Origin of the sequence: Oceanobacillus timonensis (genome assembly GCF_900166635.1) — a bacterium.
GTDB classification, from domain to species: domain Bacteria; phylum Bacillota; class Bacilli; order Bacillales; family Amphibacillaceae; genus Oceanobacillus; species Oceanobacillus timonensis.
The window spans coordinates 3,471,499-3,492,491 of record NZ_LT800497.1 but is presented as its reverse complement, the minus strand read 5'-3'; the positions used below and the strand labels follow the sequence as shown (position 1 = coordinate 3,492,491).

The following is a 20,993-nucleotide window of genomic DNA, read 5'->3' as shown; positions in this document are numbered from 1 at the left end:
GAATTTCAATGACATATAATAATGAATGGACAAAAATAAGCGATGGAAAATGCTTAAGGTAGAAAGAATCATTTCGGGTTCGTGCTTTATTTAAAAAGGGAGAGAAGAAACACATGAATCAAATATCTGATGAAGAATTATATCAATTGGTTAAACAGCTGTCAGAAACTTTTTTTAATAAATCCTTTCATGATAAGGTGCGTTTTAATTCCCGCTTACGAACAACTGGTGGAAGATATATCCCAAGTAAACGGTTAATCGAAATCAATCCGAAATATGTATTGGAATTTGAAAAAGAAGAACTTCATGGTATTATTAAACATGAGTTGATTCAATCTATGACATGATTTTTCGTGGTTTTAATCTTAAATGCTATTATATCAACAAATTTGACGAGATATAGTTTGGTTTTAACTTTGTTTGTGGTCTTAACTGTTTTCATGTTTATATTTTACTTCTTCATTTAGATGATTATCACATACTTGACTAGCTTTTGCTGAAAGTTTATTCATTTGATAGTACAATATAATCGAATAAATAACTTAGCAAGGGGTGTTTATATGGGGAAAACGGCTGAAATAGAAAGCGTAAAAAAACTATATAATCATTTTAAAGACACAAATGAGGAAACCATTAAGGTTAATGTTGTTCGGTATATGTTAGAAATACTAGGATATGACCCACTTGATTTTTATTATGTAGTTCCCAATTATCACAAGAATACGAGAACTGACATTGCAATAGAAAAAATGAGAAAACTATGGAATTGTACAATAGAGAGAAGAGGTTGTTATTAATTGTCTTGCAGGTTTACGGAAGGGGATTTAGTTAATTATGCTCAGCGATTTGCAAAAGAGCATTGGGATCGAGAATTTGATATACGAATTGAACTTGTTAATAGAAATTGGAGAAGGAAACTAGCGAGTTATCACTATAATAAAAAAACTGGTGATAAGTTCATTAGAATGAGTAAAGTAGTAAATAAAAGATATTCAAATGAAGAGGTTTTAAAATGTCTTTTGCATGAAATGGTGCATTGGGAGCTGCATACAATAGGGAAGCCGTTTAGAGATGACTCAAAGGAGTTTGTTGAAGAATGTGTTAGAGTAGGTGCTTCTTTCAGTAAAACTAAGGCTGCTCAAAGTGCGTTTAATAGTTATTCTAAACAGTTCAATAAGTGATTATATAGCTTGGATTAAATGTCATAAATTTCAAGGGACATATAATGTAATAGAGAAGACAGAGAGGTTTAATTCAAACTTTGGATCTATGTCAAGAAATTGGACAAATAAAATGTTGAGTATCTTAAAACCTCTACCGCGCTTCGCTTGCTGTGGGTTTGAAATAAAGTCACGATGTTTATAAAAAAGATGCGATGTTGAATAAAGTCGCGATGTTTACAAAAAAGTTGCGAAGTTTTACCCCTTTGAATGTAATTTGTCTAAAGGGGTTTCTTATGGTAAAAGTAATATAAGGTTATACCGCAAACGAGCCATTTTGCGGAGCAAATAGGCAATGGTGGTTAGCCTCAGAGTGCAGATGGTTTCTGCTCTTTGTTTCGTTGGGAAACTTCACCTCAGCCTCACAATGCAACACCGGCTTGTGAATAATGAGTTTTTGAATGAACATTTCACGAGAGGAGGTAAATAATAACCGTAAATGGTATGTTTGGAGGAAACAACATGGAAAATTCTAAGAATAAGTTAACATCTGTAGAAATTGGCTCTCTTTGGTCGACTTATATGAGTGCAAGTTTATCCCAGCGTGTTCTTCAGCACTTTACCGAAAAAATGGTAGATAAACAGATGAAGCAAGTAATAGAGCACGCACTTAACCTCAGTGTCCAACATCTTCAATCCATTGAAGAAATTTTTACAAGTGAGGGATATCCCATCCCTGAAGGGTTTACGAAAGATGATGTGAATTCGGATGTACCCCGTTTATTTTCTGACACCTTCTGTTTGGTCTACGTCAAGCATATGGCGAACTATGGATTAACAAATTATGGAACGTATTACTCCTATTCCTCAGATCAAAGGACATTAAATTTTTTTGAAAAAGCTTTGATGAAAACAATCAAGTTACAGGATCAATCGACGAAATTAATGTTAGATAAGGGTGTGTATTCTCATGCTCCATATTTGTCGTATCCTGAACATTCAAGTTTTATTCAAGACGAAAAGTATTATTTGAATATCGGTCTTTTCACAAATGATAGGCCCTTAAATGCCGTAGAAATCAGACACCTTTATAAAAGCACAATAACGAATACTATTGGCGGATACCTATTGTTAGGCTTCAGCCAGGTTGCCGATTCCCAAGAAGTTAGAGATCATATGTTGAAAGGGAAAGGCATTACAGACAGACACAGAGAGTCTTTAAACCAAAAAATTGAAAACGAAAACCTTGATCCCCCTTCTTTTCCGGATTTTGAAGTGACCGACTCAACCATTTCACCTTTTTCGGATAAATTGATGATGGCACATGTTGCATTTCTTGCTGGCATTGGTATTTCTGATTATGGTATAGCGTTGGGGCAATCTCAAAGATCTGACTTAGCTTTTTTATTTGGAAAGCTAATAACAGGATCCGAACGTTATGCAAAAAATAGTGCAGAGTTGGCCATTAAGAATAAATGGCTGGAACAACCACCTCAGTTTTCCGATGTTCAACGTTCCTTATAATCGAATGAATTCCCCGTTTTAGAAAAGTGCTAAATGAGAAAGCTGGAAAGAAGACTCTAATTTCAGTGGGTCCGTTTAGACAAAATAGGATTGAGAGGCAATCTGTCATACGGAAAAGGGAAGGGTAAGGCGATATGAATGGAAAAATTGCTTTGGTCCATCGCACTCCCCGGATTCGGTCAGCTTTTATACGAAAATGGGATTTTTGCTAAAAATGGCGCAAAAAAACACTCTCCCTAAATGGGATCACCCATTTTTAAAAATTTGGCTATTATTAGGTTTAAGCTGATTTGGTTTCTTGGATTTCTATTTCATAGCCCATGTTTTGCAGTTTTTTTATAAAGTAATCTTTCTTCCTTTCTTTATTTGGAAGATAGTCCCAACCAAGCTCTTTATAAGGGGTTTTTGTTTCCATTTTTACCGTTTGTATTATCGGCTATTTTGTAACCGTTGGTCTAATTTACTCTAAGACATTGACATTGTTTGGTGTGCTTCTCGGACCTGTATGGCTACCGATGTTGTTTGTGATACCGGGCGTGTTGGTGTTGGATTCATTGTGAAAAAGATCATGCTATACGTATCAGAACAATGAAAGATGGAAATGTGATGCCAAGCTCCATCTTTTTGATTACTTCCTTTTCATTCTGTAGTAATACCAGCTGATATCAAAAAAGAATATTCAAGAAACGGGCGCGATTGTGGAACAACTATCAATTTAAACGACTTTATTGTTACATCTATTAAGCGTTATTCTGCAATTGACTAAAAATTAAACAACTTTATTTTTACACCGTCCATATTTGAGGACGGTGTAATGCGTATTTTAGGCTTCGAAATTAAATAACTTTATTGTCATTACACATTTACGTCGTATCTTCACTTCCCATACAGACATTATAAAAACTATTTCCATCCCCTGTTATGCAAAGCCACCTTATAAAATTATTAATGGTAAAAATTGATAACATAAAAAGTACCCTTTATCAACATTCTATGATTGAACAAATAACCATAAGGAGGTAGTCGATTTATGACGGTAGCAAGTCAAGTAAACCAAACATTAGCTGGCTTAAAAAGTGCTCAAGCTAGCTTTGAAACCTTTGCTCTTGAAACTGAAAATAAACAAGCGAAACAAATGTATCAAAATGCAGCTCAACAAACACAAATGGTTATTGATAGTATTGTTCCTCGGGTTCACGAAATGGAACAAGAAGAACCCCAATACAAACAATAATGTTAAGGGTGTCTTTAAGGGCATACACATTATGAATTTAATTCCTGAACAGAATGACCATAAACCATCTATGACAAATCAGTGGTTGTTGATGGAACGCAAACAGAGGTAGCCTTAAGCTACCTCTGTTTCTGAGTGTGCGCCCTGCATGGGTGAGAACTTGGTGGTGAAAGTCCACTACAGGCTTGGCAGTAGGAACTGTTAGCGAAAGACAAGGTGGCTATTGTGAGATAGTGGCTGAAGGAAGTCAGACGCAAACTCCTGGACTGACGAACAGAAATTAGATAGAAGGCTGGATTAGGTCGGATAAATCTGCACTACAAGATGAAGTCCAATACTGCCCGAAACCTATACAGTAAATCTAGCAGTTATATGGGAGGAAAGTTCTCACTCTTACCGGGGGAGGTCTTGTGAGGGTGATGAACAAGTTGAAGAATAACGAGTCAACACAACTAAGGTGGTGACATCTTGGTGAATCACAAGAAGTCAGCAGAGGTCGTAGTAGTGTGAAAAGGCCAAAACATGAAGGACCGAACAATCGTAATTTTGAAAAGTCTAGGAGGTGTGAAAGGTGCGAGAACTGCAGAAAACAGGAGAACCTGGCTATCGGCAGAGAGATAATGTGGAACATGAAGGGTATGTCGAAGTGCATAGTGCCTTTCATGGTGAAAAGAACAATCAAAATGGTGTATCCAATCTGTTTGAAAGAATCCTTTCAAGGGACAATCTAAATCAAGCTTACCTTCAAGTGGTCAGAAACAAGGGAGCAGCGGGAGTGGATGGTATGACATACGACCAGCTGCTTCCATACTTGAAGGAGCACAGGGAAGAACTATTAACGCAGTTGTATCTTGGGAAGTATAAACCTCAACCCGTAATGCGGGTTGACATTCCAAAACAAGACGGCGGAATAAGAAAACTTGGAATCCCTACCGTTATTGACCGAATGCTTCAACAAGCAATAAACCAAGTGTTACAACCCATATTTGAACCGACGTTCTCCGATAATAGTTTTGGGTTTCGTCCAAAACGTAGTGCACATCAAGCCATCATACGGGCAAAATCGCATTACGAACAAGGGTACAAACATGTGGTGGACTTGGATATGAAAGCCTATTTCGATACGGTCAATCATGACAAACTGATGTATTTTGTGGAAAAACAGATCACAGATAAACGCGTACTACGCTTGATAAGACAATATTTATTAAGTGGAATCATGATTGACGGCATCTTTCAAAAATCAGAGGAAGGAACGCCTCAAGGCGGGAACCTGTCTCCGTTACTCAGTAATATTTACTTAAACGAGTTAGACCATTTACTGGAGAAACGAGGACACCGGTTCGTGCGTTACGCAGACGACTGTAACATTTATGTAAAAAGTAAAAGAGCAGGTCAACGCGTAATGAAAAGTATTACGAAATTTCTCGAGATGGATTTAAGTCTTACCGTGAATCGGGAGAAGAGTGCGGTTGGAAGCCCTCTGAAACGAAAGTTTCTAGGCTTCTGTCTCCTCGTCACAAAGAAAGGTGTTCAGATTCGTCCGCATTATAAAGCAAAAGAGACCGTTAAACAGAAACTCAGACGAATCACGAAACGTAATCGTGGACGAAGTATCGATAGGATTTTAAAAGAAATCCAGCAACTTATGACAGGGTGGATAAATTACTATGGCATAGGAGAAATGAAAGGATTTATGAAGAATCTGAATGGGTGGTTGAAGCGAAGAATTAGACAATATATCTGGAAACAGTGGAAAAATCCACGTACGAAACGAAAGAATCTAATTCAGTTAGGTATCGATAAACGGAAAGCTTATGAATGGTCGAATACAAGAAAAGGTTACTGGATTATATCAGGTAGCTATGTACTCCACCGTTCATTGACAGACAAAGAACTGGCATCGAGAGGATATAAAGATATCGCTCTTCAATACCAGTTCGTACACTCAAACTATTGAACCGCCGTATACGGAACCGTACGTACGGTGGTGTGAGAGGGGCGAGAAGTTACTTAGCTTTTCCCTCTACTCGATTCTAAAAATTAACGTATACTCCTTATCTAATACTACGTTTTGATCAATCTTTTTTATAAAATCAAAATTACCATGTGGTGTAGAATCAACGATTATAGAATATTTTTGATTGAACTTTTTTATAAACCTACAGTTTGCAATATTATTAGTTATGAGGACGAATAATTTAAATCAGTAAGTGAAATACTATATATAATCATGCATTCCGTTTGAGACGGGCAGTCTAAATGATTGAAAGCCATTTATTTTGGATTGGAGTGAAGAAAATGAAAGCTGTAACCTATCAAGGACCGAATAATGTAACTGTTAAAGAGGTACCGGACGCAAAGCTTGAGAAAAAAGATGACGTTCTTGTTCGAATAACTTCGACAGCCATTTGCGGGTCTGATTTACACTTGTATCAAGGGAATATCCCGTTACCTGACGGATATGTCATTGGTCACGAACCAATGGGGATTGTCGAAGAAGTCGGCCCTGAAGTGACAAAGGTAAAAAAAGGGGACCGGGTCGTTGTTCCTTTCAATGTTTCATGTGGACAGTGCTTTTATTGCCAGCATGAGATGGAAAGCCAATGTGACAATTCCAACCCGCATTACGATTCAGGAGGGTATTTCGGTTATTCCGAAAAGTACGGAAACCACCCGGGCGGCCAGGCTGAGTATTTAAAAGTGCCTTTTGGGAATTTCACCCCTTTTGTTGTTCCTAAATCGTGTGAACTGGAAGATGAATCCCTTCTCTTTTTATCTGATGTTCTTCCCACTGCCTACTGGAGTGTGGTAAATGCCGGAGTGAAAAAGGACGATACCGTTATTGTGCTTGGCTGTGGCCCTGTTGGACTGATGGCACAAAAGTTCGCATGGATGGAAGGCGCAAAACGTGTAATCGCTATTGACCACCTTGGTTATCGTTTAAACCATGCAAAACGAATCAACAATGTTGAAGTGTTTGATTTCACCAAAAACGATGACATGGGTGAGTATTTAAAGGAAATCACTCATGGCGGGGCAGACGTTGTCATTGATTGTGTGGGCATGGATGGAAAAAAATCACCTTTGGAATATATGGAACAAAAACTAAAGCTGCAAGGCGGAACACTTGGACCTATTCAAATTTCAACAAAAGCTGTCAGGAAATTTGGAACGGTTCAACTAACCGGCGTTTACGGCAGCAACTACAATGCGTTTCCATTAGGTGCCTTTTGGATAAGGAATATTATGCTTAAGATGGGTCAGGCCCCAGTTATTCACTTCATGCCTAAATTGTTTGAAAAGATTATGAATAAAGAGTTTGATCCCAAAGAAATTATTACACACAAAATCCCTCTTGAGAATGCAAGTGAAGGGTATAGCATCTTTAATGATCATCAGGATAATTGCGTTAAGGTCATTTTAAAGCCGTAAAAGAGGGTTAATCCAGTAACATGATAGAAGAAGCCTGCAGTAATGGTTTTCCATAATCATTACTGCAGGCTTTTTTATAAAATGTTAGATAATTGGATAATTCAGCTCGTAACTTGGGTAGCAATAGTATGGTGGTCTCGGTCCTATTTTTGGCATGGGCCAGGAATCCTCCATATAGACCATCTTTACTTTTTCATTTGAATGGTTTACTAGCAATAGCTTTACTTCTGGATTAAATTCATATCTCAAAATGGTAACCCCCTTCCATTAGGAATGTGTGGATTCTCCCCCATCAACATGAAGAACTTGACCAGTAACAAAACGGGAATCATCAGAAGCAAGATAGACAAAGGTTGGTGCGAGTTCAAATGGATGGGCAACTCGTTCCATTGGATTAAATGCTCCATATACAGCGACTTGGTCTGACGAGAAACTTGCTGGAATAAGTGGGGTCCAAATTCGGCCGGGGGCGACGGCATTGACTCGGATCCCTTGTTTCACGACATTTTTAGCCAAGGCACGCGTCCAACCAACTATTGCGCCTTTTGTGGCCGTATAATCAATCATTTGCTGCTCACCTACATACGTCACCACTGAAGAAGTGCCAATGATTGAGCTGCCTGGTTTTAAATGAGGAAGCGCTGCTCTTGTTGTGTAAAAATGAGAGTATATATTAACTTTGAAGGTGTCATCGAATTGCTCATCTGTAATGTCAAGCAGACTTAGTTGTTGGAATTGGATACCAACGTGGTTACAAAGAATATCGAGACGTCCAAACGTACTTACTGTTTGTTCTACAATGGAGATACACTGTTGTTTGTCTCGCAAGTCACCAGGCATTAGAAGACAACGTTGTCCGAGTTGTTCAATCCTCGTTTTTGTTCTATTTGCATCCTCATGTTCATCTAAGTATGAAATAGCAACATCTGCACCTTCTTTAGCAAACGCAATTGCTGCTGCTGCACCAATACCACTGTCACCCCCTGTAATAAGTGCTACTTTTCCTGTTAACTTTTCACTCCCTTCATAGTTCGGGTTTTCGATAATTGGGAGGGGTACCATAAGTTTTTCCACTCCGGGATGGCACAGCTGGCGCTGTTCAGGTAAACTTATCGGAATTTCTTCGTAACGTGTGATTTTCCCATAGTTAGGGTACATGGGATAAGGTTGAGTTTTCATGTTCGCCTTAAACATTTGTTGCATTTGCTTTATTTGGTCTAATTGACGACTTTGATCCTTTTGATCCATGGAAACCTCCTGTAGAAATAATTTTCTTCTATAGAATGTTTATGTTGTTCACTGTAAATATAGTACTGGTGTGGGTTTAAAATAAAGTTACACCGTTTAGAACAAAAGGAGGTTTACGATTTGAGTAAAAAATATGTTAAATACTCAATAGTTATTGGTATCGTAACTTTTGCTATAAGTTTAATGCTGTTCTTAACAATCGATTCCCCATCCCCATACCTTGGTGGTCTTGTTGTAGCATTTCTTATATTTGAGATTAGTTTTTATCATTTCTCTGGAAAGGAAAGGCAAAAAACAAACTGCAAAAATAACTTATTTTAAGCGAATTAAACAAACGGGCGCGATTGTAGAAGATCACAGCTATAAAATGATCAAACTTTTTTATAAAAAATGTATACTAATTCACAAGAGAAGAATCCATTTTGATCAATCTTTTTTTAAAATGGATTCTTTTTATTTGCCCTAAAATGGGTTTCTGTGGGTTGCTTTTGATCAAACTTTATTTTAAAGCTACAACTCCCTATGAAAGGGAGTATAGGGATGTATTAATTTTTTACTTTAAACTAGTCAAACAAATCGCTGTTTCTACCGATAAAGTCAACTATCTCCGCATTTTCTTTTTTCTCCAAAGATAGTGGTTCTTTAGTTTCTCTTGTTCTGTACTGCTCTCTATATGCGCTTTGACCAATTGTTTCTAGATATTCCTTTTCGAAATGATCACGTTCTCCTTTTAGAACATCCACCTTTTCTTCCAGTTCTTGAATTCTTTGCTCCGAAGCACTTTCTTTTTGCTGAAGTGTTACCTCAAGCCCTCTCACTTTAGAAGCTGTTTTTAAAATATTATTTACAAATATGTCATATGACTTCAATTTTGTTAGAAGCACTTTTTCATTATCTTTGTATTTCCCATAAATAGTTAATACGTTATCCAAAGGAAGGGGATTGATGCCTCTAGAATCGTTGTAGGGGTTATTGAAAGCATGATTTAACTGTTTTATCTCCTTTGCCATACGTGTTCGCCATACCGTCTTAGATATCCCTGTATGCTTCTCTAATAGGTATGGCGTTAAATCTTCGGTTATCTCACTACGGGTTTGTCTTAAAAGTTCTAGCAAGTCTTCATCAGTGTATTTTTTAGGTCTTGCCACTTCAATTCTCCTCATTTCCCTGATTCTTTTCTGATTCTTGCATAATTAATGCTTCAGTTCTCGCTATGTCCTCTATTGTCTTATTAATGGATTTTGTTACGCTGTTTACTTGTTCGTTTAAATCAATAGGTGTGTTCTGCTGTTCCTTGTTTTGATTCATGTTGCTCATTAGTTTTTGGAAAACAATATAGTATGTGTCCAGTTGATCTTTATATTGCTTATTAAGCCGTCCTGAAGTCTCGTCAAGTAGTCTTAATGTGTTTTCCCTGTTACCCACATCTAATAGGAAAAACGGGCATAATAAGCAATTTGGAACACAGTTATTAGGAAATCCTTTATAATCTGTGCAATATCCACCCTCAATTTGTCGGAAATTACTTCTATTCGTCCTATTTAAAACACTTTCTGTTTTAAGGTTTTGAACAACAGGGAGGTTCTCAGCTTCTTCTTTTGTATAGAAATCGGTAATTTTCATTTGCTTGTTTTTTATCTGTTCACTTAATAATCTTACTTTACTTTCTAGAAAAGTTTCTAAATGATTAGCATAGTGGTTTTGTGTGTATAAACTAGCATGCCCTGCCATTTGGCTAATAGTTAGAGGGTCGATGCCTTGCATTCTCATGTTGCATATTGCTAAATGCCGAGTTGAATTTGCACTTAATTGTTCAATATCACTGGATTGAATTACTTCTTTGTAAAAGAATTTCAGCAATGAATTGAACATGTCAGTTGTAGTATGAATATTTTTTCCATGCGAAATTATTTTAGAAACTTTCTTGTTATGTTTGGTGTAGTATCTTGCTCGCATGTACATGGGGAATAAATAGGAACGTTCTTCTGCTGATATATCAACAGTGCAATAATGTTCACTTAAGTTAATATATGACTCTATTAATTCACCTATATCTTGTGTAATGTGAAATTCCGTTTGGGGTGGGATGTGATTTGGATACTTTGGTTTGCTTCTCTTAACTGTTAATTGATATTGACCATTTACTTTTTTAAAATCGCTTTTCTGTAACTGCACAAACTCATGTGGTCGCATTGGGATGAACATAGTTAGTTGCCACCAAATAAATATAGGAAGATATTTCTCTTTCAGGACAGAGGAAGTTTCTTCATTTAAGAAAAAATTATATAGTTCATTACTAAACGCTAAAATATCTTCAAATGGAGGCAGTGCTCTAGTTTTTGATTGATAGGGTTTAACATCGCTCTCCATTAAACGAGATATAAACTTTTCACCATGTTCAGGCATGAAGAAATCAAAAAACTCTATATTATAGGTGATATGGCTATACTTAAAGGACTCAGGTACTTCCAATAAAACATACTCATAGAAGTCCTCCACTTTTTCTTCGCTATACAAGTTTGTCTTGAAAATAGATTCTTTAATAATTTTCAATTTGCGGGCAATAGTTCCTACTGTAAGGCCATTATCCATTAAGAGTAGAGTGTAGCATTTTAGGACGACATTAACATTGGAAAATATATCTAAATCAAATGATAGTCTTAACCTAGTGCCTCTTGTTCCCAATGTCCATAAGAACCAACTTCTATCATTATACTGACACCCTTCAATAATTCCATTTCTTTTGTAGAATTTAAAACGTTTTTTATAATGGTCAGTCATTTCTACCGAAAACTTCTCGTCATTTTCAATATGAAGGGTGTGGTTGTCAAATATATGAACTTCATCCGCCATTATTATCACTCCAACATTTTAGTTTGTACAGAAGACAATCTCATTTTTAAGTCACCGAAGTCAAAATATTCATTAGCATATTCCTTGCCAAATGTTTTAACTGATTGATTTACAACAGCTAACAAACTTAAAATAAGATAAGTCAATTTCATTCGTCTATTGTAATTTTGTTTCTCAGTAATCCTTAAATCCTCAATTAAGTCATCAATTTCGTTCTTTGCACTTAACAAAAATGACACTTTAGGAATTAAGTACTTACAAGAACTACAGTTGCGTCCAGGTTGATTACATTCCCCGCTAACGAAGCATTGACCTTCTAATCGGTAGGAGGGCATATTCCCGTTATGAATACCTGTTAATTTTTGATCTAGTTCCTCTTTTGAGAGTTGAATGACTTGTTGTGAAACACTTAGTAGTTTTTTTCTTTGCTCAAAGTAAAAAGCACTAGAATTCTCTAAGTCCTTTGGTGAAAATACTTTGATAAGTTCCTCAATTGATTCAGTTTTTTCTTCCAAACTCAATTCCTTTTCACCTTGTTTTATGGATAAATCCACCATTAAAGAATACAGATAGCCAAAATGTCCTCTTCGGTACAAATGTCTGAAAATATCATCGAAATCGTCACCTGTAGGTAGCACATAGTGCTGTATAGTGTCAACATTTTTGTGACCACGTAATCTTGTGGAAATAGCATTGGCAGCACCTGCATGTTTGTCCATATTTCTTGCTGTGACATAACTATATGTTAATAAAGATTTAGTTGTCTTTTTAAAAGAAAATGAAGGCACATCCCCTTCAAACATGTAATTAAAATAATTCACATCTTTTGAAGGTTTTATATAGTTAGGGAATAGAGTGTCTGTATCATAATCTCTTTCTTTCCTAAACAATTCCAACAACGATATTGCTGTTGCAAATGTTACAGTCATGTCAGTAGGAACAAATAACTCATTTAATGCATTGGTTTTATTTATGATGAAACGGTTATTCTTCTGTAAGTCGTTAATCAACCTTATGCTTTTCTCGGGTGGCAATATATTTTTCTTAAACCAGTTGAAACTTAAATGTTGAGTATTAAGTAAGTTTAGGTTTGGGCTTGGTATTTTAATGATGTCTGGAAATCTCCATGCATTACTAAATGTCATTATTAGTAAAAACCAATCTTGGCAATAGGTTTGACTGTTAATGGCTTTTTCAAGATGCCTATTTATATCATTCACTTGTCGATACATATTGTAAAATTCTTCTCTAGAATATGTTTCAGTTTTATTTTTTTGGTTTACTCTAGTTCTAACTACTGGAACAGTGGAGTAATTGGTTTCCGTTTTTGTCTTAATGAATTTCAAAAACTTTCCCAACACTTCCTTAGACTTTTTCAGTAACGATTCATTTAAAAATAGCATTTCAAGTTCCTTATTGCTGTACAGAAATATCTCTTTTGTCAGTAAGGGTTTAATGTTCATATATGTTCTAGACAAACTTGTAACATAATTGTACACATATAGAGTTCTTGTATTGGCAATGTAGTCACTAACAAAGTCGTAATACAGGTTGTGGGTAGTTGGAAAGTCGTCTTCAAAACTGTAATTCCCTAGCATATTGTTAAAACGATCAATAGGCTCTTTTTCCTCACTGAAATCAGAGAGGGAGTTTCTATCGCCAAACACTACTTTTTTGGTGTGCAAATCTAGTAAAATAGGATAGTCGTTAATATGGACATAAGTATGGGAGTTAGAACTATCTGTAGTTGAGAAGTCTGCTGAATTAGGTAGTTGTTTATATTTAATAAGGTGCTTAACGTACCACTTAGGACAACCTAACTCTCTGACTATATTCATATACAGGATGTAGTCCTTGTTATGCATTACATTATTCAAGGTTAATGTTGTTCCGTTTAATGTTGTAAAAGTTCTTTCATTATTTATAGGCTTAACGGTGGTAATTTCCTCCTCAATTTTATCTCTACGATATTTTATTTTATAAACCAAACCTGCCATAGAGATCCTAGTATCTTTGTTTTTCTTCAGGATATGTTGAATTTGGCTAATAGTTAATATAGCCCCAAACTGCTCTTCTAATTCTTTAGAACTAACATATTCAGGTGAGTCTTTCAATAGGTAATGGTAGTTTTCATGTTTGGTAATATAATTCAGGACATTCTCTCTATCCCAGTAATAGTTATTTTTTTCTTTAGTGACCCTAATTACATTTGCGGGTTTTAAATAATCAATTGCTGTTTTAGTTGATATGCTTAATAATTTACTAACTTCCATAGTACTTAAAGGTTTATTTCCGTTTTCTAATTCTTTTATTTTCATATTAAGTTGTTCCTGTGTCCAAATCATGTATAACGCCCCTTAATCATATTCCCAAGCATTTTCATACATTTTATTTAACACTTCATTTACCCCATTCAAGAAGGTTTCACTTTGCTCCATATAAGATAAAGAAGACTCAATATTGCTATCTCCCCGTGCAATTGCCACATCTAGTGGATTACCAGTACTTTCAGCGATCCAATTGGAGAAAGTGCCACGTCCAATATGAGTACTCCATCTCCTATTGTTTAAGTAAAACCCATAACTACTTGTCTCTAGGTTTTCGCTTTGTAATAACTTTTCTATGAATTTCTTTTTCAGTCTATTAAATTGTTGTTGATATGTACGTCCACTCATAGGAAAACCATTCTTATCCACAAATAAAGCATCCTGACCTGTTATATCGTCATATGTCTTTGAGTGCTGCTCATATATTAAAGGTAGTAATCTATTAGCAAACACCACCTGTATTCTTGGTCTTTTAACCCCGTCTGTTCCGTCAAAATCCTTCAAGTCAGTTCTCAAATTCCTTTCTCGGATATCAAGTTCTAACCCAAATTCACCATATGAACCTTTTGTCTTTACACTACTTCTGGTTAGGTTTACACAATCACCCCTCCTAAGCCCTCCAAAAAATTGAAGGTACACACCTAATGCTATTGGGGTTGTGTGTTTTATCGCTAACCTGATAAAACTAATTATGTAGTTTAAATTCAATTCATGGACTAACTCTGTTTGTCTAGGATTAGGTCTCCTATATAACTGGAAGAAGGAACTGATCTTATTACAAAGTCTTTCATTGTATTCTTGAATAGTTTCTTTATTAATAATTATTCCGTTTCTAATAAGAAATCCAATAAACTCTTTAAGTGTAAGTTGATTATTTAATATAGTAGTTTTTGATTTTCCCTCTGAAAGCAACCAGTTGATATAGTACTCCACTTTATTAATGTTAAGTGTGGATAATCTTGCTTCAAGTTCTCCAAAAGTAAAATGGTTTTCAACAAACCAATTCAGAAACCTAACTACTGTTTGCCCCTTGGTTTTTAAGGTGTTGTATTTAGAGCCTTTCTTTTCATACAGGAAGTTAGAAACAGGGTGTACCTTATACAAACCCGTTTCGTTAATAATAACTATATGACACTGCTTTACTTTCTGATTTGTCCTTAAAGTGGTAATGGAAGACCTAAGACCAAATCTAGTATGTATCACAAACACCCCCCTATATAAATATTCAACTATTTGAATAATAATAATTATATCAAAACGCCTCCATTAAAACCATGAAAAAGAGGTGATATCTTGTCGAAACATTGAGTAATTAATATATATAAATAGTAAAAACCACAAATAGGGTTAAAACCAAAATATATCATATAAGTGTCATTATCACTTGCATATTGAAGGAAAAGGATACCAGCATCGGGATAAAGCATTTAGAGAGCTGCTTGCCAAAACAGGATCTCCCCGACACTGCAAACAGCTGCCTTCTCAGCAGAATCGTTACCGGTATACATATGAATGTGAGAAATGTAAAATGATTTATAAACGAATTCGAAAAGTAGATGTTTCCAGATTTCGATGCGGAAAATGCAGGGGAAAATTAATTCGGGTTTAATTTTGAAATAGGTATTGACGAATACATATGATACGTGGTAAATTAATTAAGCTGACATGAGATGACACTTTGTCTTGTAAGCAATTGTGCATCACAGTTATTGTCAAATTGCTTGGAATGTATGTACTTATTTCGAAGCTGAAAAAAGTTTTTAAGAAATTTAAGACCTTTTGTTGACAAAAAACAGGATATATTGTATGATATTTCTTGTTGTTGCGTAATAAGGATTTTACATAGCAAGTACCTGTTTACTTTACATTCCACAGTAGCTCAGTGGTAGAGCAATCGGCTGTTAACCGATCGGTCGTAGGTTCGAATCCTACCTGTGGAGCCATTATTGGAGAAGTACTCAAGTGGCTGAAGAGGCGCCCCTGCTAAGGGTGTAGGCCGTGTAAGCGGCGCGAGGGTTCAAATCCCTCCTTCTCCGCCATTTTCATTTTTATAATGGCCCGTTGGTCAAGTGGTTAAGACACCGCCCTTTCACGGCGGTAACACGGGTTCGAATCCCGTACGGGTCATCTTTTTAAAAATTCAAAATAAACAATTGGTCCGGTAGTTCAGCTGGTTAGAATGCCTGCCTGTCACGCAGGAGGTCGCGGGTTCGAGTCCCGTCCGGACCGCCATTATAGTTGGGCCATAGCCAAGCGGTAAGGCATCGGGTTTTGATCCCGTGTACCCCAGGTTCGAATCCTGGTGGCCCAGCCATTTTATTTTTAGAAAGAGTACATGCTGATACTATTACTGATAATAGTATTTTTTTATTGATAGAGACTATAAATAGTCATTTATCACAGAGGAGCCATTAGCTCAGTCGGCAGAGCATCTGACTTTTAATCAGAGGGTCGAAGGTTCGAATCCTTCATGGCTCACCATTTTTATTTTGCGGATGTGGCGGAATTGGCAGACGCGCTAGAATCAGGCTCTAGTGTCCGTTGGACGTGGGGGTTCGAGTCCCTTCATCCGCACCATATTATATTCTTTGCGGTCGTGGCGGAAAGGCAGACGCGTCAGGTTGAGGGCCTGGTGGGTGAATAACCCGTGTGGGTTCGACTCCCACCGACCGCATCAAATGTAAAGCCGATTATATCAAGGGTTGGTAGCTCTTGGGATTTAAAAAGCACTCATTCCGATTATGGTAAATGAGTGCTTTTTTCGTGTGGGAGCACAAACGAGTACGGATAACAGTTTAGTGCAATAATATATTTTTATGAAACAATAAATAGAATCAGATAAAGGGCTTATTTTCCATATTGAAGTAATTTTAGGATGTAAGTTGACATATCGGAAATTATCGAATAACATGTATGCCATAGAATCTAATAGAGTTTTTTCATGTTCTAGCTAACATAACAAGCTGGAACCTTTAGAATCTAAGAACATGGACAATGGATCTATTGACGTTAGACATTGTCTTACGTATAAAAAAGATAGGCAGGTTGCTTTTTTTGCTTATCATTTCGTTATTTCCCGAATAATTGATGAAGTAAAATATCTAGCAATGAAGTTTCGTATTACAGGAGGCATTATAGCAATGGATGAAAAGTTTGAACCGTTATTTGAAAAAGTAACATTACCTAACAAGGTAGAATTGAGAAATAGATTTGTCTTGGCGCCACTCACACACGTATCTTCACACGATGATGGAACCATTTCTGATGTGGAAATTAATTATATGGAGCAACGTTCGAAAGATGTAGGATTGGCAATTTCTGCAGCCAGTAATGTGACTGATTTAGGAAAAGCATTTCCGGGCCAACCTTCCGTTGCGCATGATTCGGATCTGGATGGTTTGAAGCGGTTAGCTAAAGCGATGAAGAAAAATGGAGCAAAAGCTATTGTGCAGATACATCATGGCGGGGCACAATCACTGCCGTATTTAACACCGAACGGAGATGTAGCTGCTCCAAGCCCTGTTACTTTGCAAAGTTTCGATGAAAAAGGGGAGCATGATGCTCGAACAATTACGCATGACGAAATAGAACAAACCATTGCAGCATTTGGGGAATCGACACGCAGAGTTATTGAAGCAGGGTTTGATGGCGTGGAAATCCATGGCGCAAATCATTATTTAATCCATCAATTTGTTTCACCATATTATAATCGTCGTGACGATGAGTGGGGAGAAAATAGATTGAAATTCCCAATGAAAGTGGTAGATGAGGTTGTTGATACAGTTAAAGCTTATGCAGCAGAGGGATTTATTGTTGGTTATAGATTTTCACCCGAAGAAGCAGAAACTCCGGGTATAAGTATGGAAATCACGGAGGAATTAGTGAAAAACTTAATTGAAAAACCGCTTGATTATTTACATGTTTCCTTAATGGATATACACGCTAAAACGCGTGAAGGTAAATATCAAGGGGAAGAAAGAATTCAATTACTGCATCAGTGGATAGATGGGCGTATGCCGTTAATTGGTATTGGTTCCATTTTTACGGCTGAACAAGCACTAGAAGCTATAGAATCAAATAATATTGAATTATTAGCCTTAGGCAGGGAAATTTTATTAGATCATCATTTCGTTAATAAAATTCAAAATGGTAAAGAAGAAGAAATTATGTCAGAATTTGATCCTGATAGAGAAGATCATCATGATTTACCGCCTGATTTATGGGAACAATTTAATGATGGTTTCTATCCATTACCAAGAACGGATGAGAAGTAATTCTTTTAAAGGAATGGGGAAAACGCCATAAAGTGATATTTAACGCTTTTTGGCGTTTTTCTTATGGTCTTTGCTTTACATATTTTCAAATCATTTTTGCAGCTGTATTTCTTTTCTGTTTATATCTTCTTATTGAATAACAACTCTCTTTATATTACTTGTGGATAAAGCCTTTTAATTAAATGATATGAAGCCTAATAAGTTAATTTATATAACAATTCATGTTAACTTTATTGACATTAATGTTTCGGTTTGTGTATAGTTAAAACATAGTAGGTGTAGGAATGGAACATTGAAAGCAATCATTTATTCAGTTATATTGAATGTACCTCCAATGGGATGAAGAGGGAGTTTATTTCTATAAAAATTGACATGAAAAGATTGTGTTTGATGTTAAAGGATTTTTGATGACAACTGGAAATCCTTACTGGAAACGAACGCACCGACCAGCACCAATAAGATCGCCAGCAGAACTATCATCTATTATAACTCATGGATAAGAAAACAAATATTATAAACATAGGAGTTGGAAAAATGCCTGAGAAAGTAAACAATGATGAACTGCTAGAAAATGCTGATGCAGCAGCACAAACGGATTCTCTGCAACCTTTAGGACCGGAAGATAGAGAGATGGGAACTTTCGGATATAGCGCATTATGGATTGGTGACGGTGTGAATATGGGAAATATGACACTGGGAGCAAGTGTTATTGTTGCCGGGTCTGCAACACTCAATATCTGGCAAACTTTTACTGCAGCTATCATCGCGATTGGCATTATATCACTTATGTTTGCATTAAATGATCGCGCCGGGTATCGTACAGGCATTCCCTATGTAACACAATTAAAAATGTCATTCGGTGAAAAAGGGACACTTGTATCTTCCTTGCTTCGTGCTGTGCCAGCAGTCATATGGTATGGCATTCAAAGCTGGATTGGCGGTACGGCATTAAATGAAATATTTATCATTATAAGTAATGGCGCTCTGGATAACGTGGCGCTAGGTTTTATTATCTTATTAGCTATCCAAATCTTACTCTCCATGAAAGGCTTTAAGAGTATTAAATGGGTTGAATCAGTTGCATCTGTTGTTCTGATGGGAATAGTAATTACGGTATTTACTATTTTAATGACAAACCACAGTGATGCGATAAGGGACACATGGATCAACACATCAGGTTCTTGGGGAATTCCTTTTTGGGGATTTATAATGATTTTTCTAGGTAATTACGCAGCTATTTTCCTGAGTGCTGCTGATTACTCAAGAGAGCTGAAAACAGGTTATTCAGATAAAAAGAGAGGATTGCTCTACTTCATTCCGATTGTCATCGCATATGGTTCTGTGATTGCAGTAGGTGCGATGCTGGCAAGTGCAACTGGTTTTACAAACCCGGCACGCGGCTTGCCGGCGTTATTTGATAATGTGTATATTGAATTATTTATTTCTGTATTTATTGTATTTGGTTCCATTGCAGTAAACATGGTGGCGAATATTGTAACACCGACATATGTTATCCAATTATTTACGAAGCTGAATTATAAGATAGCTGTGATAATTACAGGACTGCTTGCAGCCGTTTCCTTTCCCTGGATACTTGTTCAGGATGACAATGCAAAAGGATTGGACATGTTTGTACTCACTTATTCCGCCTTTTTGGGGCCGATGATAGCAATCTTGCTTGTTGAATATTACCTGCTTAGAAAACAACACATTGATGTAAAAGAATTATATAAAAAAGATGGTCAATTTGCTGGAACAAACAAAGCTGCAATCATTGCGATGCTTATAGCTGCAGGGTTGGCATTTATACAAGTCGACTTAGCCTGGATTATTGGCTTCGTATCTGCTGCTATTATCTATCCGCTTCTTATGAAGTATACTTTCAAAAAATCAGCGTTTAGGAAAAACACAATCTTTAAGAATAATAATCAGTAATCGAAAAACACCGGTTCCCTTTGGAAATCGGTGTTTTTGATTACTGATAGCAGGAGCAAATTCAGGAATTGAGTTCACGATGGCTACTAATTTAGTTGAAAAAGGAAGCATACCGTTTTAATGTGCAATAATAAGGAAAGAGGAGAAAAACAACACGGAAAATGATGATTCTGATGGATAAACAAAGTATCGATTTGGGAAAATTATTAATTTTTAGGGAGAATCGTGCTTCTTAAACCATAGTATCTTTTAACAGTATATCGCCAACATCGTCCGCCGATATCGCTAAACTCAAAAGTAGGAAGCGTTATATATTGCGTTATTAACTTTGTAATTGAAGGATAATGACACCTATTAATATTATAAATATAGATATTAATTTCACCATATTTTTTGATTCGTTGAAAAAGATAACTCCAATTAATGTGATACCAGTTAAAACGATCCCACACCAAATCGCATAAGCAATACCAATCTCTATATATTGCACGCTTAAAGTTAAAAAGAAAATGCAAAATGCAAAAAATAAAAAGGCTAGTACAGTTGCAGTCTTATTTTTAAAACCATGAGATAGCTTAACAAATACATTAGTAATAATTGAAAAAATAATACTTGTTATAAGTAAAATGGCACCCAACTTATTCACCTCGTTTAAATATTAGTTGTTTTAATGCATTATTATATTTGCGGGGGAGGTTTAATCCAATAATCCCTAAGACAATCAGCAATACTCCCAATATTTTAATGAAGGAAATGGTTTCATTGAAAAGAGAAACGCCGCTTATTGTTATTAAAATAGTTCCTCCACCAGACCATAAAGCATTTATAATGCCTAATTCTTTGATTTTCGTTAACCAAATATATAAAGTTAATGCTAGGAAGTAAGAAATAATAACTATCATGGAAGGTATAAATGAAGTAAAACCTTCTGATAATTTCATAAAAGTTGCAGCGCTTACTTCGAAAAGGATAGATAAGATAAGAATTACATAATACATGAGTG

General features: G+C 36.2%; 19 protein-coding genes and 8 tRNA genes. 19 read left to right on the top strand and 8 right to left on the bottom strand.

Annotated features, from left to right (window positions below; genetic code table 11):
* The first annotated feature begins 113 nt into the window (after positions 1-113).
* From B7E05_RS17115 to B7E05_RS17100, 4 genes are all read left to right on the top strand, one after another.
* Positions 114-347, top strand: coding sequence for a SprT-like domain-containing protein (locus B7E05_RS17115; RefSeq protein ID WP_080875336.1), 234 nt, complete (start codon positions 114-116; stop codon positions 345-347).
* Between the two features lie 213 nt (positions 348-560).
* Positions 561-797 (top strand): hypothetical protein, encoded by a 237-nt coding sequence (locus B7E05_RS17110; protein WP_080875335.1) that lies wholly within the window; start codon positions 561-563, stop codon positions 795-797.
* Positions 798-1,181 carry a SprT-like domain-containing protein gene (locus B7E05_RS17105; RefSeq protein WP_080875334.1) on the top strand — a complete coding sequence of 128 codons (384 nt, stop codon included), beginning with the start codon at positions 798-800 and terminating at the stop codon, positions 1,179-1,181. It abuts the gene before it with no gap.
* A gap of 501 nt (positions 1,182-1,682) precedes the next feature.
* The gene (locus tag B7E05_RS17100; protein WP_179134569.1) at positions 1,683-2,684 is read left to right on the top strand and encodes a DUF3231 family protein; all 1,002 of its coding nucleotides are present in this window, start codon (positions 1,683-1,685) and stop codon (positions 2,682-2,684) included.
* A 280-nt stretch (positions 2,685-2,964) separates the two neighbouring features.
* Here B7E05_RS17100 and B7E05_RS22565 read toward each other — a convergent pair whose 3' ends face one another.
* Positions 2,965-3,099 carry a hypothetical protein gene (locus B7E05_RS22565; protein WP_281252511.1) on the bottom strand — a complete coding sequence of 45 codons (135 nt, stop codon included), beginning with the start codon at positions 3,097-3,099 and terminating at the stop codon, positions 2,965-2,967.
* A 615-nt stretch (positions 3,100-3,714) separates the two neighbouring features.
* Here B7E05_RS22565 and B7E05_RS17095 point away from each other — a divergent pair.
* From B7E05_RS17095 to B7E05_RS17085, 3 genes are all read left to right on the top strand, one after another.
* Entirely contained in the window at positions 3,715-3,918 is a 204-nt protein-coding gene (locus B7E05_RS17095; RefSeq protein WP_080875332.1) for a DUF1657 domain-containing protein, read from the top strand.
* A 571-nt stretch (positions 3,919-4,489) separates the two neighbouring features.
* A complete protein-coding gene (gene ltrA / locus B7E05_RS17090; protein ID WP_080872025.1) occupies positions 4,490-5,878 on the top strand; it encodes a group II intron reverse transcriptase/maturase in 1,389 nt (462 codons plus the stop codon).
* A 341-nt stretch (positions 5,879-6,219) separates the two neighbouring features.
* Positions 6,220-7,353 (top strand): zinc-dependent alcohol dehydrogenase, encoded by a 1,134-nt coding sequence (locus B7E05_RS17085; RefSeq protein WP_080875331.1) that lies wholly within the window; start codon positions 6,220-6,222, stop codon positions 7,351-7,353.
* Between the two features lie 267 nt (positions 7,354-7,620).
* Here B7E05_RS17085 and B7E05_RS17080 read toward each other — a convergent pair whose 3' ends face one another.
* Positions 7,621-8,601, bottom strand: coding sequence for an SDR family oxidoreductase (locus tag B7E05_RS17080; protein WP_080875330.1), 981 nt, complete (start codon positions 8,599-8,601; stop codon positions 7,621-7,623).
* Between the two features lie 120 nt (positions 8,602-8,721).
* Here B7E05_RS17080 and B7E05_RS17075 point away from each other — a divergent pair, with 120 nt between their 5' ends.
* Positions 8,722-8,922 carry a hypothetical protein gene (locus B7E05_RS17075; RefSeq protein WP_080875329.1) on the top strand — a complete coding sequence of 67 codons (201 nt, stop codon included), beginning with the start codon at positions 8,722-8,724 and terminating at the stop codon, positions 8,920-8,922.
* Between the two features lie 242 nt (positions 8,923-9,164).
* Here B7E05_RS17075 and B7E05_RS17070 read toward each other — a convergent pair whose 3' ends face one another.
* Genes B7E05_RS17070 through B7E05_RS17055 form a run of 4 tightly spaced genes read right to left on the bottom strand, consistent with a single transcriptional unit; the run spans position 9,165 to position 14,984 of the window.
* Positions 9,165-9,749, bottom strand: a complete 585-nt coding sequence (locus tag B7E05_RS17070; RefSeq protein WP_080875328.1) for a hypothetical protein — start codon at positions 9,747-9,749, stop codon at positions 9,165-9,167.
* Between the two features lies 1 nt (position 9,750).
* Positions 9,751-11,454, bottom strand: coding sequence for a site-specific integrase (locus tag B7E05_RS17065; protein ID WP_080875327.1), 1,704 nt, complete (start codon positions 11,452-11,454; stop codon positions 9,751-9,753).
* A gap of 5 nt (positions 11,455-11,459) precedes the next feature.
* Positions 11,460-13,799 (bottom strand): hypothetical protein, encoded by a 2,340-nt coding sequence (locus B7E05_RS17060; protein WP_080875326.1) that lies wholly within the window; start codon positions 13,797-13,799, stop codon positions 11,460-11,462.
* A 12-nt stretch (positions 13,800-13,811) separates the two neighbouring features.
* Positions 13,812-14,984: a site-specific integrase gene (locus B7E05_RS17055; protein WP_080875325.1), complete on the bottom strand. Its 1,173-nt coding sequence runs from the start codon at positions 14,982-14,984 to the stop codon at positions 13,812-13,814.
* A gap of 181 nt (positions 14,985-15,165) precedes the next feature.
* Between B7E05_RS17055 and B7E05_RS22615 the strand changes: the two genes are divergently transcribed.
* The 11 genes from B7E05_RS22615 to B7E05_RS17000 all read left to right on the top strand — a co-directional run bounded on the left by B7E05_RS22615 (position 15,166) and on the right by B7E05_RS17000 (position 19,990).
* Complete coding sequence (locus B7E05_RS22615; protein ID WP_342745007.1) at positions 15,166-15,390, top strand: zinc ribbon domain-containing protein; 225 nt, start codon at positions 15,166-15,168, stop codon at positions 15,388-15,390.
* A gap of 259 nt (positions 15,391-15,649) precedes the next feature.
* Positions 15,650-15,724 (top strand) — tRNA-Asn (locus B7E05_RS17045).
* A gap of 5 nt (positions 15,725-15,729) precedes the next feature.
* A tRNA-Ser gene (locus tag B7E05_RS17040) sits at positions 15,730-15,820 on the top strand.
* Between the two features lie 16 nt (positions 15,821-15,836).
* Positions 15,837-15,908 (top strand) — tRNA-Glu (locus B7E05_RS17035).
* Between the two features lie 28 nt (positions 15,909-15,936).
* Positions 15,937-16,013: transfer RNA gene (locus tag B7E05_RS17030), tRNA-Asp, on the top strand.
* Between the two features lie 7 nt (positions 16,014-16,020).
* Positions 16,021-16,095 (top strand) — tRNA-Gln (locus B7E05_RS17025).
* A gap of 91 nt (positions 16,096-16,186) precedes the next feature.
* Positions 16,187-16,262: transfer RNA gene (locus B7E05_RS17020), tRNA-Lys, on the top strand.
* Between the two features lie 10 nt (positions 16,263-16,272).
* Positions 16,273-16,358: transfer RNA gene (locus B7E05_RS17015), tRNA-Leu, on the top strand.
* 13 nt (positions 16,359-16,371) lie between these two features.
* Positions 16,372-16,455: transfer RNA gene (locus B7E05_RS17010), tRNA-Leu, on the top strand.
* A 466-nt stretch (positions 16,456-16,921) separates the two neighbouring features.
* The gene (locus B7E05_RS17005; protein WP_080875323.1) at positions 16,922-18,055 is read left to right on the top strand and encodes an NADH-dependent flavin oxidoreductase; all 1,134 of its coding nucleotides are present in this window, start codon (positions 16,922-16,924) and stop codon (positions 18,053-18,055) included.
* Positions 18,056-18,589: 534 nt separating this feature from the next.
* Positions 18,590-19,990 (top strand): NCS1 family transporter, encoded by a 1,401-nt coding sequence (locus B7E05_RS17000; RefSeq protein WP_080875322.1) that lies wholly within the window; start codon positions 18,590-18,592, stop codon positions 19,988-19,990.
* 322 nt (positions 19,991-20,312) lie between these two features.
* Here B7E05_RS17000 and B7E05_RS16995 read toward each other — a convergent pair whose 3' ends face one another.
* Positions 20,313-20,636 (bottom strand): DMT family transporter, encoded by a 324-nt coding sequence (locus tag B7E05_RS16995; protein ID WP_245833138.1) that lies wholly within the window; start codon positions 20,634-20,636, stop codon positions 20,313-20,315.
* Complete coding sequence (locus tag B7E05_RS16990; RefSeq protein WP_080875320.1) at positions 20,629-20,988, bottom strand: DMT family transporter; 360 nt, start codon at positions 20,986-20,988, stop codon at positions 20,629-20,631. The genes B7E05_RS16995 and B7E05_RS16990 overlap by 8 nt, the downstream gene beginning before the upstream one ends.
* Between the last annotated feature and the right edge of the window lie 5 nt (positions 20,989-20,993).

Bases quoted from the DNA above. Each gene is read 5' to 3' on its own strand.
- B7E05_RS17115 (WP_080875336.1), top strand. From the start codon at position 114: ATGAATCAAATATCTGATGAAGAATTATATCAATTGGTTAAACAGCTG.
- B7E05_RS17110 (WP_080875335.1), top strand. From the start codon at position 561: ATGGGGAAAACGGCTGAAATAGAAAGCGTAAAAAAACTATATAATCAT.
- B7E05_RS17100 (WP_179134569.1), top strand. From the start codon at position 1,683: ATGGAAAATTCTAAGAATAAGTTAACATCTGTAGAAATTGGCTCTCTT.
- B7E05_RS22565 (WP_281252511.1), bottom strand. From the start codon at position 3,099: ATGGAAACAAAAACCCCTTATAAAGAGCTTGGTTGGGACTATCTTCCA.
- B7E05_RS17095 (WP_080875332.1), top strand. From the start codon at position 3,715: ATGACGGTAGCAAGTCAAGTAAACCAAACATTAGCTGGCTTAAAAAGT.
- B7E05_RS17085 (WP_080875331.1), top strand. From the start codon at position 6,220: ATGAAAGCTGTAACCTATCAAGGACCGAATAATGTAACTGTTAAAGAG.
- B7E05_RS17080 (WP_080875330.1), bottom strand. From the start codon at position 8,601: ATGGATCAAAAGGATCAAAGTCGTCAATTAGACCAAATAAAGCAAATG.
- B7E05_RS17065 (WP_080875327.1), bottom strand. From the start codon at position 11,454: ATGGCGGATGAAGTTCATATATTTGACAACCACACCCTTCATATTGAA.
- B7E05_RS17060 (WP_080875326.1), bottom strand. From the start codon at position 13,799: ATGATTTGGACACAGGAACAACTTAATATGAAAATAAAAGAATTAGAA.
- B7E05_RS17005 (WP_080875323.1), top strand. From the start codon at position 16,922: ATGGATGAAAAGTTTGAACCGTTATTTGAAAAAGTAACATTACCTAAC.
- B7E05_RS17000 (WP_080875322.1), top strand. From the start codon at position 18,590: ATGCCTGAGAAAGTAAACAATGATGAACTGCTAGAAAATGCTGATGCA.
- B7E05_RS16990 (WP_080875320.1), bottom strand. From the start codon at position 20,988: ATGTATTATGTAATTCTTATCTTATCTATCCTTTTCGAAGTAAGCGCT.